The 12,194-nt window shown below is 71.4% G+C and carries 12 protein-coding genes; 1 reads left to right on the top strand and 11 read right to left on the bottom strand.

The annotated features are described in order from the left end of the window. Positions 1-16: 16 nt before the first annotated feature. The 7 genes from V2W30_RS32040 to V2W30_RS32010 all read right to left on the bottom strand — a co-directional run bounded on the left by V2W30_RS32040 (position 17) and on the right by V2W30_RS32010 (position 6,996). Positions 17-610: a sugar kinase gene (locus V2W30_RS32040; protein ID WP_338701990.1), complete on the bottom strand. Its 594-nt coding sequence runs from the start codon at positions 608-610 to the stop codon at positions 17-19. Positions 611-624: 14 nt separating this feature from the next. Further along, complete coding sequence (locus V2W30_RS32035) at positions 625-1,776, bottom strand: ROK family glucokinase (RefSeq protein ID WP_338701989.1); 1,152 nt, start codon at positions 1,774-1,776, stop codon at positions 625-627. 261 nt (positions 1,777-2,037) lie between these two features. Next, positions 2,038-2,889, bottom strand: coding sequence for an ATP-binding cassette domain-containing protein (locus V2W30_RS32030; RefSeq protein ID WP_425244620.1), 852 nt, complete (start codon positions 2,887-2,889; stop codon positions 2,038-2,040). Beyond that, positions 2,856-3,911 (bottom strand): ABC transporter permease, encoded by a 1,056-nt coding sequence (locus tag V2W30_RS32025; protein ID WP_338701987.1) that lies wholly within the window; start codon positions 3,909-3,911, stop codon positions 2,856-2,858. The genes V2W30_RS32030 and V2W30_RS32025 overlap by 34 nt, the downstream gene beginning before the upstream one ends. Continuing rightward, positions 3,908-4,912 carry a sugar ABC transporter substrate-binding protein gene (locus V2W30_RS32020; protein WP_338701986.1) on the bottom strand — a complete coding sequence of 335 codons (1,005 nt, stop codon included), beginning with the start codon at positions 4,910-4,912 and terminating at the stop codon, positions 3,908-3,910. The genes V2W30_RS32025 and V2W30_RS32020 overlap by 4 nt, the downstream gene beginning before the upstream one ends. A 140-nt stretch (positions 4,913-5,052) precedes the next feature. After that, complete coding sequence (locus V2W30_RS32015; protein WP_338701985.1) at positions 5,053-6,054, bottom strand: sugar ABC transporter substrate-binding protein; 1,002 nt, start codon at positions 6,052-6,054, stop codon at positions 5,053-5,055. Positions 6,055-6,231: 177 nt separating this feature from the next. Then, positions 6,232-6,996 (bottom strand): GntR family transcriptional regulator, encoded by a 765-nt coding sequence (locus V2W30_RS32010; RefSeq protein ID WP_338701984.1) that lies wholly within the window; start codon positions 6,994-6,996, stop codon positions 6,232-6,234. A 458-nt stretch (positions 6,997-7,454) separates the two neighbouring features. Between V2W30_RS32010 and V2W30_RS32005 the strand changes: the two genes are divergently transcribed. Further along, the gene (locus tag V2W30_RS32005) at positions 7,455-8,459 is read left to right on the top strand and encodes a Gfo/Idh/MocA family protein (protein ID WP_338701983.1); all 1,005 of its coding nucleotides are present in this window, start codon (positions 7,455-7,457) and stop codon (positions 8,457-8,459) included. A gap of 20 nt (positions 8,460-8,479) precedes the next feature. On the opposite strand, the gene V2W30_RS32000 is transcribed toward V2W30_RS32005, so the two are convergent. The 4 genes from V2W30_RS32000 to V2W30_RS31985 form a co-directional block, all read right to left on the bottom strand. After that, positions 8,480-8,902, bottom strand: a complete 423-nt coding sequence (locus V2W30_RS32000) for a PaaI family thioesterase (RefSeq protein ID WP_338701982.1) — start codon at positions 8,900-8,902, stop codon at positions 8,480-8,482. A gap of 25 nt (positions 8,903-8,927) precedes the next feature. Beyond that, positions 8,928-10,109, bottom strand: coding sequence for a cytochrome P450 (locus V2W30_RS31995; RefSeq protein WP_338701981.1), 1,182 nt, complete (start codon positions 10,107-10,109; stop codon positions 8,928-8,930). A 46-nt stretch (positions 10,110-10,155) separates the two neighbouring features. Beyond that, on the bottom strand, positions 10,156-11,397 hold the full coding sequence (locus V2W30_RS31990; protein ID WP_338701980.1) for an ROK family transcriptional regulator: 1,242 nt from the start codon (positions 11,395-11,397) through the stop codon (positions 10,156-10,158). A gap of 111 nt (positions 11,398-11,508) precedes the next feature. Beyond that, the gene (locus V2W30_RS31985) at positions 11,509-12,174 is read right to left on the bottom strand and encodes a response regulator transcription factor (protein WP_338701979.1); all 666 of its coding nucleotides are present in this window, start codon (positions 12,172-12,174) and stop codon (positions 11,509-11,511) included. Positions 12,175-12,194 lie beyond the last annotated feature (20 nt).

The raw sequence follows: 12,194 nt of genomic DNA, 5'->3' as shown, positions 1-12,194 counted from the left end.
AGGGCCCGGTCGGCGGTCAGGGGTGGGTCGTGGAGACCACGTAGACCATGGGGTGGTCGGGGTTCGAGCGGTTCACCACGACCGTCTGGGTGGGGGACGGGTCCTGCTGGCCGTGGGTGAGGCCGTACCAGGGGCCGGGGCCGGTGAAGTTCCAGCCCGCGACCTGCTGGTCGCGGTCGCTGATCGCGAGGTCGTTCTTCTTGAGGTCGGACGCGGTGCGGTCGATGTTCTTCAGGAACGTGCCCAGGCCCTTGTTGCTGGTGACGAACTGCGCGTACAGGCGGCTGACCTTGTAGTTGTTCGTCTCGTAGTACGCGACGCTGCGCGAACCCGCCGGGATCGGGATCTGGTAGAGGCGGCGCTGCACCTTGGACGGCCAGCCGATGGTGAGGCCGGTCGCCGAGTACTTGGCTTCCTTGTCCTTGCCGCTGTCGCGGCTCTGGTTCGCGGAGATCACCAGGTAGCCGGCGGGGATACCGATGAGCAGCACGATGGTCAGGAGCGTGAGGGCGCGGCGGCGGATCATGCGGCCGCGGTCCTCGGCCGGTCGCGCGCCGCGGCCCGGGGCCTCGGAGGCGTCCGGGGACGAGGGCTGGCGGGGCAGCATCATGGCGGGTCTTCCTGTCACTGCTCGCGGCCGCTGTCGGCGCCGCCGAGGGTGCGCGCGTAGCGCTCGTACCGCTCGTAGCGCTCCACCCGGCGGCGCTTGGCACGACGGAAGCGGCGGGCGACCAGCCGGGCCAGGTCCGCCGCGCCGACCATGCCGGCCTCGGGGCCGAGCTGGGCGCGGGCGATCCGGGCCTCGGGGCGGTAGCCGCGGCCGGTGAGGTGGCGCTTGAAGGCGTCACGGGCGGGGCCGATGAGCAGGTCGTCGGCGGCGCTCACGCCCCCGCCGATGACGAAGCAGGACGGGTCGAGGGCGGCGGCGAGGTTCGCGATGCCGACACCGAGCCACTGGCCGATGTCCTGGAGCAGTTCGACGCACATGGCGTCGCCCTCGCGGGCCAGCTCGGTGATGAGGGGCCCGGTGATGTCGGGGATGTTGCCCTTGACCCGCTCGATGATGTTGTACGCGACCGGGGAGTCGGCGGCGGCGAGTTCGCGGGCCTCGCGGACCAGGGCGTTGCCGGAGCTGTACTGCTCCCAGCAGCCGCGGTTGCCGCACGGGCAGCGGTGTCCGCCGGGCACGACCTGCATGTGGCCGAACTCGCCCGCGACGCCGAACTTCCCGCGCTTGACCTGGCCGTCCTCCAGGATCGCGCCGCCGATGCCGGTGCCGAGCGTGATCATGACCAGGTGGTCCTCGCCGCGGCCCGCGCCGAAGCGCCACTCCGCCCAGGCGGCGGTGTTCGCGTCGTTGTCGACGAGGACGGGGACGGAGAGCCGGCCCGCGAGGCGGTCGCGCAGCGGCTCGTTGCGCCAGGAGAGGTGCGGGGCGAACAGGACGCGGTTGCGGTCCGCGTCGACCCAGCCGGCCGCGCCGATGCCGACGGCGTGCACGTCGTGGCGGTCGGAGAGGTCGAGCACCAGTTCCGTGATGGTGTCCTCGACGACCTTCGGACTCTTGGACTTGTCCGGCGTCTCCGTGCGCAGGGTCTCCAGGATGACGCCGTCCGCGTCGACGACACCCGCCATCACCTTGGTGCCGCCGATGTCGATCCCGACGGTGGGGACGCGGGGGGCCGTCAGGTGCGAGCGGCGCTCCCGGGTGCCGACGGTCCGCAGGACCGTGGCTCGGGCGCTGCCACGGTGGGCTAGGTCGCGGTAGGTGCTCATTGCGGCGATTCTGCCTCACGCGGCGGCTCCGCCGCATGCCGGGTTTCCTGTGCGGCGGGGCTCCCGGGGAGCGGGGTCCGGTGTGCGGGTGCGGGTGAGTGGGGGCTGATCGCGCGGTTCCCCGCGCCCCTGAGATGCGCACCTGTGGTGCGGCATCTCGTCGATGAAGGCTGAGCGGCGAAGCCGCTCAGCCTTCAGGGGCGCGGGGAACCGCGCGAGCGGCCACGACGGCACCGCAGCCGCGGGAACGGCCGCATCCGCCTACTTGGGGGCGTCCGTCGGGTGGCCCCCAAGGTGCGTGGGGACCGGGGCGCGCTCCAGTTCGTGGCGGAGGTCGTCGAGCTCGCTGCCACCGGCCATCTGCCGGGTCAGCTCGTCCAGCGAGATCCCGTCCCGCGTGTGGCTGCCGAACATCGCGCCGCGCTTGAGGAGGACGAAACGGTCGCCCACCAGGTACGCGTGGTGCGGGTTGTGAGTGATGAGGACCACGCCGAGGCCCGCGTCCCGCGCCGCCGCGACGTACTTGAGGACGACGCCGGACTGCTTGACGCCGAGTGCCGCCGTCGGCTCGTCGAGGACGAGGACCTTCGCGCCGAAGTAGACGGCGCGGGCGATGGCCACGCACTGGCGCTCGCCGCCGGAGAGCGTGCCGATGGGCTGGTCGACGTCGCGCAGGTCGATGCCCATGCGGGCCAGTTCCTCGTGCGTCGTGCGGCGCATGAGCTCGACGTCCATGCGCTTGAAGGGGCCGGTGCCCTTCGTCGGCTCGGAGCCGAGGAAGAAGTTGCGCCAGACCGGCATCAGCGGGACGACGGCGAGGTCCTGGTAGACCGTGGCGATGCCGCGGTTGAGGGCGTCGCGGGGGTTGGAGAGGCGCATCTCCTCGCCCTCGATCGAGAAGGTGCCCGCGTCGTGCTGGTGCAGACCCGCGATGATCTTGATGAGGGTCGACTTGCCGGCGCCGTTGTCGCCGAGGACGCAGGTGATCTCGCCCGCGTGGACCTCGATCGAGACGTCCTCGAGAGCGCGGATGTTGCCGTAGTACTTGCTGACCGAGGCCAGCTCCACCAAGGGGGTCGTCACTTGATCGCCTCCGCGCGCTTGCGGACCCACGCGTTGAGCAGGGTCGCGAGGAGCAGCATCGCTCCGAGGAAGAACTTGAACCAGTCCGAGTTCCACTCGGCGAACACGATGCCCTTGCTCGTCATGCCGAAGATCAGGGCACCGATGGCCGCGCCGACCGCGGAGCCGTAGCCGCCGGTGATCAGGCAGCCGCCGATGACCGCCGCGACGATGTAGATCAGCTCGTTGCCGACGCCCTCGCCGGACTGCACGACGTCGTAGCTGAAGAGCAGGTGCTGGCCGGAGATCCAGGCGCCGAACGCGACGCCCATGTAGAGGCCGATCTTGGTCTTGTTGACCGGGACGCCGACCGCGCGGGCCGCGTCCACGTCGCCGCCGACGGCGAAGATCCAGTTTCCGGCGCGGGTGCGCAGCAGGATCCATGTCGCGACCAGGATCAGGGCGAGCCACCACAGGATGGTGATCTTGAAGTCGACGCCGCCGATGGTGATCGTCGAGGCGAAGACGTCCTTGGCGGAGGAGAAGCCCTCCATGTCGGCGATCGACTTCGTCGACACCGTGCCGCTGATGAGCTTGGTGAAGCCCAGGTTCATGCCGGTCAGCATCAGGAAGGTGCCGAGCGTGATGATGAAGCTGGGAAGTTTGGTGCGGGTCAGCATCACGCCGTTGAAGGCGCCGATGGCCAGGGTGACCAGGAGCGAGACGCCCACTCCGACCCAGGTGTTCGCCGTCATCTGGTAGCTGAACATCGACGAGATCAGCGCCGACGACGTGACGAGGACGCCCGCCGACAGGTCGAACTCGCCGCCGATCATCAGCATCGCGACCGGGACGGCCATGATGCCGAGGGTCGAGGCCGCGTACAGGACGGTGGCCAGGCTCGCGGGCCGCAGGAAGCTGTCCGCGACGACCGAGAAGAAGATGAAGACGGCGATCGCGCCGACCACCGAGCCGAGCTCGGGGCGGCCCATCAGCTTCTTCCAGGGCGAGGTTCTCAGGAGCCGTTCGTCGAGCTGCGGCTCGGGCTGCTTCTCGGGAACGGTCGTGGTCATCGTGTCCCCCGCTTCGCGTATTCCTCCAGCTCGGCGGCCTGATCCTTGGTGACGATCTGCGGTCCGGTGAGGACCGGCTTGCCGCCGCCGAGCACATTGGCGTTGTACTTGTACAGCCACAGCAGGTCCACGGCCTCGTAGCCCTGGAGGTACGGCTGCTGGTCGACGGCGAAGCCGAGGCTGCCGTCCTGGAGGCCCTGGGCGACCTTCTCGTTCAGGTCGAAGGTCTCGATCTCGGCCTTGCTGCCCGCGTCCTCCTTGGCCTTCACGGCGGTGGCGGCGAACGGCGCGCCGAGCGTGACGACCGAGTCGATGGACGGGTCGGACTGGAGCTTGGCCTCGATCGCGGACTGCACGTCGGGCATGTTGGTGCCCTCGACGTAGAGGTTCGTCATCCGGCCGTCGAACTTCGACTTCGCTCCGGCGCAGCGCTGCTCGTGGCCGACGTTGCCCTGCTCGTGCAGGACGCACAGGGCCTTCTTCTTGCCGCGCTTGTCGAGCTCCTCGCCGACGGCTTCACCGGCGATGGTCTCGTCCTGGCCGATGTGGGTGAGCGCGCCGAACCGCTTGGACTCCGCGGAGCCCGAGTTCACGGTGATGACGGGGATGCCCGCCTTCTCGGCGCGGGCCACGGCCGCCTTCATCGCGTCGGGCTTGGCCAGCGTGACGATGATGCCGTCGACCTTCTTGTCGACGGCCGCGTCGACCAGCTGGGCCTGCTGCTGGGCCTCGTCGTTGTGCGAGTACAGGAAGTTGATGTTGTCCTTGACCGCCGCCTGCTCGGCGCCGCTCTGGACGATGTCCCAGAAGGTGTCGCCATCACCCGAGTGGGTGATCATCGCGATGGTCCAGCGGGGTGTGTCCACTGCCGCCTTGCCCTGGGCCTGCTGGGCCTTCCTGGCATCCTCCGCCCGCTTGCCGCCGGTGCTGCTGCACCCGGCGAGCGTGAGGCCGAGGGCCCCCGCTACGGCGATGCTCACCCAGGTCCGAAACCGTGCCACGAGGCCGTGCCCTTCTTGGTCTGCTGCGTCGTACACCGGGGCCGGCGGTGGGCCGGACCCGGTGGACCATTTACTGGTCCTTGGGGACCAGTTTGCGGTCCCAAACGCACAAGTATGGGTCACGGGGATCATGCATCCATTCACCGGGTGCCGCGCGCGGTGTACTTCTCCAGCTTCGGCACGTCCTTCTCTGTGACGAGCGCGGGGCCGGTGAAGACGGGCTTTCCGCCGCCGAGGACGTTGGCGTTCGTCTTGTAGAGCCAGAGTTCGTCGACGGCCAGATAGCCCTGGAGATAGGGCTGCTGGTCCACGGCGAACGAGACCTCCTTGGCCTTGAGGCGGCGTACGACCTCGGCGTTCAGGTCGAACGTGGCGATGTCCGCCTTGCTGCCCGCGTCGTCCTTCGCCTTGACGGCGAGCGCCGCGATGGGGGCGCCGAGCGCGACGATCGCGTCGATGGACTTGTCGGCCTGGAGCTTGGCCTCGATGGAGGACTGGGAGCTCGGGGCGTTGGTGCCGTCCACGTTGAGGTTCTCGACGGAGCCCTTGAAGGTCTTCTTCACACCGGCACAGCGCTGCTCCAGCGAGACGTTGCCCTGCTCGTGGATGACGCAGAGGACCTTCTTCCTGCCCTGCTTCGCCAGCTCGGTGCCGACCGCCTCGCCGGCCACCGACTCCTCCTGGCCTATGTGGCTGAGGGCGCCGAACTTCGCCGAGAACTCGGAGCCCGAGTTGATCGACACGACCGGAATGCCCGCGGCCGTCGCCTTCGCGAGGACCGCCTCCATGGCCTGCGGCTTCGCGAGCGTGACGATGATCCCGTCGACCTTCTTGTCGATCGCGGCCTGGACGAGCTCGGCCTGCCCCTTCGCCTCCTTGTCGTTGGAGTAGAGGAACTGCACGTTGTCCTTGGCGGCCGCCTGTTCGGCGCCGTTCTGCACGATGTCCCAGAAGGTGTCGCCCTCGCCGGAGTGCGTGACCATCGCGATCTTCATACGCGGCGTGCCGACGGCCTTGCCGCCGGTGGCGCTCCCGTCCGGCTTGTCCTCGGAATCCTTGCCGCCCGATCCGCTGCATCCGGCGGCGAGGGCGATCACCGCGACGAGGGCCGCGGCCGTACGGGCTGTTCGCGTCGTGAGCATGGTCGAGCCACCTCTCCTCCGGCCGCCCGGTGCGGCTGGAGGTGTTTGTAGCGGGGGTCCCACGGCAACGTCAATGACTTTGTCAGAACATTCGGACGACGAACACAATGAACACGACGAGCACGACGAGCACGGGCGGCCAGGACCGTGACGGGCGGCTAGGACCGTGACGGGCGGCTAGGACCGTACGAGAAGGTGGAACTCGAAGGAGTAGCGGGACGCGCGGTAGGCGTGGGAGCCGAACTCGACCGCGCGGCCCCTGTCGTCGAACGTCGTGCGCCGCATGGTCAACAGCGCCGTCGCCCCGGGTTCGCCGAGCCGCTCGGCCTCCGCGGCGGTGGCGGCACGAGCGTCGATGGACTGGTGGGCGCTGTGCAGGGTGATGCCGGCGGAGCGCATCAGGCGGTACAGGCCGGTGGCCTCCAGGCGCTCGTCCTCCAGGGCGATCAGGCCGACCGGCAGGTGGTTGCACAGGTACGCGACCGGTTCGCCGTGGGCCAGGCGCAGCCGCTCGACACGGTGCACCTCCTGCCCCTCGGCGATACCGAGCGCGGCGGCGGCCTCCGCCGAGGCGGGCACCAGGGTGTTGGCGAGGACGCGGGTCGCAGGGCGCTGACCCGCCGCTTCCAGGTCGTCGTAGAGACTGCTCAGTTCGAGCGGGCGCCTGACCTGGCTGCGCACGACCTGGGTGCCGACGCCCCGGCGCCGGACGAGCAGGCCCTTGTCGACGAGGGATTGGATGGCCTGGCGGACGGTGGGCCGGGACAGACCGAGGCGGGCCGCCAGCTCGATCTCGTTGCCGAGCAGGCTGCCGGGCGTCAGGGCGCCGCGCTCGATCGCCGCCTCCAGCTGCCGCGCGAGCTGGAAGTAGAGCGGGACGGGGCTGCTGCGGTCGACTCCGAGTTCCAGCCGGACGGTCGGGTCGGCTACGGGTTTGGCCACGGGGGCGAGGGTATCGGCAGGCGTGGTTGACGGATAGTCCTGACGTTCCATTGTCCGGACACATCAATCGCTCCTGGATGCGGACACGGCCCGGCCGTGCGACGGTCTCGGCCCGCACGTACCGGATGGAGGACGACCGGTGCGCCGGAACGGGCTGGTGAACCCGGCCGGGGTGACCGTGGCGGACCCGCGGGTCGCGGTGGACCTCGTGGCGCATCCGGCCGGGCACCGGTGGGTGTGACTGGTCAGCCGGTGCGCCCGCGAGCTGCCGGTCGAGCCGCTCGTCGCCGAGGGCCGGCGGCCGAGCGCGCGACGGCACGGCGGTGGAGGCGGTGACGTGGGACCCGTACGGGGTGGAGGTACCGCGGCTCGACAGGGCGTGAGCTCGGCACCACGCACTCGCGTATTTGTCAGGACAAAGGATTGACAGTATCTGTACGGGACGGCACGTTGGGACCATGCGCATCGGACTCATCGGAACGGGCCGCATCGGCACCTTTCACGCGGGCGTCCTGGAGCGGTACCGGGAGGTGGGCTCGCTCGTCGTCACCGACGCCGAGCCCGCGCGGGCCGTCGCCCTCGCCGACCGGATCGGGGCGACGGCGGCGCCCAGCGTCGACGAGATCTTCACCTGGGGCGTGGACGCGCTGGTGATCACGGCCGCCACCGCCGCGCACGCCGAGCTGATCGGGCGGGCGGCGCGGGCCGGGCTGCCCGTGTTCTGCGAGAAACCGATCGCGCTCGATCTGCCGGGGACCCTGGCCGCGCTCCGGGAGGTCGAGTCGGCGGGCACGATCCTCCAGCTCGGGTTCCAGCGGCGCTTCGACGCCGGGTACACGGCCGCGCGCGAGGCCGTACGGGAGGGCAGGCTCGGGCGCCTGCACACCGTGCGGGCGATGACGTCCGACCCGGCACCGCCGCCGGCCGCGTATCTGCCGCTGTCCGGCGGCCTCTACCGGGACTGCCTGGTGCACGATTTCGACATCCTGCGGTGGGTGACCGGGCGCGAGGTCGTCGAGGTGTACGCGACCGGGTCCGACGCGGGGCCCGCGATGTTCCGGGAGGCCGGGGACGTGGACACGGCGGCGGTCGTGCTGACCCTCGACGACGGGACGCTGGCCACGGCCACGGCGACGCGGTGCAACGGCGCGGGGTACGACGTGCGCATGGAACTCTCCGGCGAGCGCGACACGGTGGTCGTGGGCCTCGACGACCGTACGCCGGTCGCGTCGACGGAACCGCAGGGCCCGCCCGCCGCGGACAAGCCGTGGCCGGGCTTCCTGGAGCGCTTCGCGCCGGCCTACGAGGCCGAGCTGAAGGCGTTCGTGGACGTGGTCCGCGGGGCCAGGGAGAACCCGTGCGACGGGTGGGAGGCGCTGCGGGCGCTGCGGGTCGCGGAGGCGTGCGAGATGTCGCGGGCCGGGCGGCGCGTGGTGCGGATGGAGGAGGTCGACGGGGGCTGACCCGCCGCGCGGCGGGCCCGCTACACGGTGAGGACCGTGCCCTGCGCGACCGCGCACAGCTTCTCCGCGCCCTCCTCGTCCACCACCACCAGGTCGGCCCTGATCACGGCCTGGCGGCGGCCCGCGGTGACCACCTCGGCGCGGGCCACCAGGGTCACGCCCTGCGCGGGGCGGACGTACTGGATGGAGAAACCGGAGGTCAGCACGGACGGGCCGAGGGCGGCGCCCGCGGCGAACGTCAGGGCGTTGTCCGCGGCGTAGGCGAGGACGCCGCCGTGCACGAAGCCGTTCTGCTGGTGGAGTTCGGGCCTGATGTCCAGTTCGAGCGTGGCCGCGCCGTCGCCGAACTCGGTGAGGCGGGCCTGGAGCAGTTGGCTGAACGGCTGCGACTCCAGGGCCTTGCGGGCGAGTTCGAGGTCGAGGACGGCGGGTTCGGTGGACATCGGGGCTCCTCGGCGGGGTCGGCGGCTACCAGCGCACCGGCAGTGTACGAACCCCACGCATCAGCATTCCGGGCAGCCAGCTGTCCGGCTCCCCGTCCAGGGCGAGGTCGGGGCACCGCTCCAGGAGGGAGCGGATCGCGATCCGGCCTTCCATGCGGGCGAGCGGGGCGCCCAGGCAGTAGTGGATGCCGTGGCCGAACGCCAGGTGACCGCGGGCGTCGCGGCGGATGTCGAAGCGGTCGGGCACCTCGAACCGCTCCGGATCGCGGCCCGCCGTGCCGATCCCGACGAGGACGGGGGCGCCCGCCGGGATCACCGTGCCGTCGATGTCGACGGGCTCGGCGGCGAAGCGGTGCGTGGCCGTCTCGACCGGGCCGTCGTAGCGCAGCATCTCCTCCACGGCCCCGTCGAGGAGGCTCATGTCGGCGCGCAGGTCGGCCAGTTGGCCGGGGTGGTCGAGGAGCGCGCGCACGCCGTTGCCGATCAGGTTGACGGAGGTCTCGTGGCCGGCGACCAGCAGGAGGAAGGCCATGCCGCGCAGTTCGTGCGAGGAGAGTCGGTCGCCGTCCTCCGCAGTGGTCCGGATCAGCGCGCTCAGCAGGTCGTCGGCGGGGGCCGTGCAGCGCTTGTCCTCGATCAGCTCGTCGAGGAACGCGGTGATCTCGAAGAACGCCGCGGCCTCCTCCTCACCGCTGGTCGGCGCCACGATCTGGATCGACATGCGGCGGAACCGGCCGCGGTCGATGTCCGGGACGCCGAGCAGTTCGCAGATGACGACGAACGGGAGCGGGAAGGCGAGCGCCGCGACGAGGTCGGCGCTGCCGCGCGGCACCATGTCGTCGAGCAGCTCGTCGGTGATCTTCTGGATGCGCGGGGCGAGCGCCGCGACCCTGCGCGGGGTGAACTCCCGGGTGACCAGGGAGCGCAGCCGGCCGTGCTCCGGCGGGTCCGTGAAGAGCAGGTGCCGCCCCACGTCGCTGCCGTCGAGGCCCCACGGCGGGGTCTTGACCAGCCGGGGGTCGGTGAACGCGGCGCGCGCCGCCTCGTGCCCGACGATCAGCCACAGCTCCTCGGTCGGTCCGGGGCCCGGGGTGCGCACGTGGTGGACGGGGCCCAGGCGGCGCAGCCGCTCGTACACCGGATAGGGGTCGGCGAAGAACTCGGCCGATCCGCCCGCGTACTCCCCCAGGTCGACGATCTCGCCCATGCCGTGCGCCTCCCGCGTGTGTGGTCTCCGCGTCCCCCTGCCCTGCCTAACTCGCCCCGCTCACGATCCGTTCCCTGCGCGCCCCGCCCGTCTCCAGGAACCGTTCGAGCGGCAGGGTGGCCGCGCCGACGGTGACCGCGTCCGTGCCCAGGCGGCCGAGTTCGACGGTGGTCTGCGCGAAGGGGTGGCGCAGCGCGTACGCGGCGGCCGCGCGCCGCACCGGTTCGATCAGGCGCGGTCCGAGCAGCAGTCCGGCCCAGCCGCCGACGACGATCCGCTCGGGGTTGAAGAGGTTGACGAGATCGGCGATGCCCGCGCCGAGGTACTCGGCGGTCTCGTCCAACAGGCCCTCGGTGGCGGGGTCTTCGAGGAGTTCGGCGAGGGCGCCCTCCTCGTCCGGTGATGTCCAGGTGCCGCCCGCCTCCCGCCACCGTTCGAGAAGCGATTCGGCGCTGACGTACGCCTCCAGGCAGCCGCGCGCGCCGCACCGGCACTCCCGGCCGCCGACCTGGAGGACGGTGTGGCCCCACTCCCCCGCGCTGCTGGACGAGCCCTGGTACGGGACGCCGTCGGCGATGACGCAGGCGCCGACGCCGGAACCGATGAGGGCGATCACGGCGTTGCGGGCGCCGCGGCCCGCGCCGAACCACATCTCGGCGCGGCCGAGCGTCTTGGCCCCGTTGTCGATGAACAGGGGCAGTTCGGGCGGGAGTTCGCCGGGGGCGCGGAGCATCTCCTCCAGCGGGACGGCGTCCCAGCCGATGGTCTGACCGTGCACGACGGCGCCGGCGGGGCCCGAGGCGTCGACGATGCCGGGTACGCCGATGCCGACGCCGATCAGCGTCTCCGGCGCCACGCCCGCTCCGGCGATGACCTGCGTCAGACCGCGAGCGATGAGCCGTACGACGTCGTGCGCGTCGTACTTGCCGTCGCGCCGCCCGTCGGGCAACGGGGCGTCGGCGCGCGCCAGTTCGTTCAGCGCGAGGTCGAACAGTTCCACCCGGACGCGGGTCTCGCCCACGTCCACGCCGACGACGTGGCCGCTGCCGGGCGCGACGCGCAGCAGGGTGCGGGGCCGGCCGCCGTCGGAGTCGACGGAACCCGCCTCCTCCAGGAGGCCGTCGGCGACGAGCTCCGCGACGACGTTGCTGATGGAGCCCGAGCTGAGCGCCGTCAGCGGCCCCAACTCCTGTCTGCTGAGCGGTCCGTCGAAGTACAGCTTGCGCAGCACGACGGCCCGGTTGCCCCGGCGCAGATCGCGCACCGTTCGCCGACGTGGTCCTGGCATCCCGTACTCCCGCCCCTGTGCACCGCATCGATCAAGAGGGATCAAGATCGGCCGAGCACATCGACCGCACTTAGATCACGGTGTGAATTTACCCGACGCCGCCGTCGGCACTCAGCGCTCCTCCAGGAACCCCGCGTCGTGGACCAGCAGCGCGATCTGCACGCGGTTGTTGAGGCCGAGTTTCGTCATGACGCGGGAGACGTGGGCCTTGACCGTGGCGACGCTGAGGTAGAGGGTCGCCGCGATCTCCGCGTTGGACTTGCCGCGACCGACCTCGACGGCCACCTCCCGTTCCCGGTCGGCGAGTTCGGCGAGGCGGTGGCGGGCGCCGGCCGTGCGCGTCTCGCGGTCGGCGGCCGCCGCGTGGGAGATCAGCTGGCGGGTGACGGCGGGCGACAGGACCGGATCGCCGGCCGCGACGCTGCGGACCGCGCCGAGGATCTCGGCGGGCGTCGCGTCCTTGAGCACGAATCCGGCCGCGCCCGCGCGCAGCGCCCGCAGCACCTGCTCGTCCGCGTGGAACGTGGTCAGGACGACGACCTCGGGCGCGTCCGGGCGGGCGCGCAGCCGCTCGGTGGCGTCGAGGCCGTCCATGACCGGCATGCGGATGTCCATGAGGACGACGTCGGGCCGGACGGCCGCGGCCACGTCGAGCGCCTGCGCGCCGTCGGCCGCCTCTCCGACGATCTCGACGTCGTGCGCCCCGCCGAGCATGAAGGTCAGGCCCGAGCGGACGAGGGCGTCGTCGTCGACGAGGAGCAAGCGGATCGCGTTCATGGGCCCCACCGTAGTCACGC

This window comes from Streptomyces sp. Q6 (genome assembly GCF_036967205.1).
GTDB lineage: Bacteria > Actinomycetota > Actinomycetes > Streptomycetales > Streptomycetaceae > Streptomyces > Streptomyces citrinus.
Note: the sequence above shows the minus strand (reverse complement) of the source record. Positions and strands in the feature narration are given on the sequence as shown.

Excerpts from the sequence above, each read along its gene's own strand:
- V2W30_RS32040 (WP_338701990.1), bottom strand. The coding sequence starts at position 610 with ATGATGCTGCCCCGCCAGCCCTCGTCCCCGGACGCCTCCGAGGCCCCG.
- V2W30_RS32035 (WP_338701989.1), bottom strand. The coding sequence starts at position 1,776 with ATGAGCACCTACCGCGACCTAGCCCACCGTGGCAGCGCCCGAGCCACG.
- V2W30_RS32025 (WP_338701987.1), bottom strand. The coding sequence starts at position 3,911 with ATGACCACGACCGTTCCCGAGAAGCAGCCCGAGCCGCAGCTCGACGAA.
- V2W30_RS32015 (WP_338701985.1), bottom strand. The coding sequence starts at position 6,054 with ATGCTCACGACGCGAACAGCCCGTACGGCCGCGGCCCTCGTCGCGGTG.
- V2W30_RS32005 (WP_338701983.1), top strand. The coding sequence starts at position 7,455 with ATGCGCATCGGACTCATCGGAACGGGCCGCATCGGCACCTTTCACGCG.
- V2W30_RS32000 (WP_338701982.1), bottom strand. The coding sequence starts at position 8,902 with ATGTCCACCGAACCCGCCGTCCTCGACCTCGAACTCGCCCGCAAGGCC.
- V2W30_RS31995 (WP_338701981.1), bottom strand. The coding sequence starts at position 10,109 with ATGGGCGAGATCGTCGACCTGGGGGAGTACGCGGGCGGATCGGCCGAG.
- V2W30_RS31990 (WP_338701980.1), bottom strand. The coding sequence starts at position 11,397 with ATGCCAGGACCACGTCGGCGAACGGTGCGCGATCTGCGCCGGGGCAAC.
- V2W30_RS31985 (WP_338701979.1), bottom strand. The coding sequence starts at position 12,174 with ATGAACGCGATCCGCTTGCTCCTCGTCGACGACGACGCCCTCGTCCGC.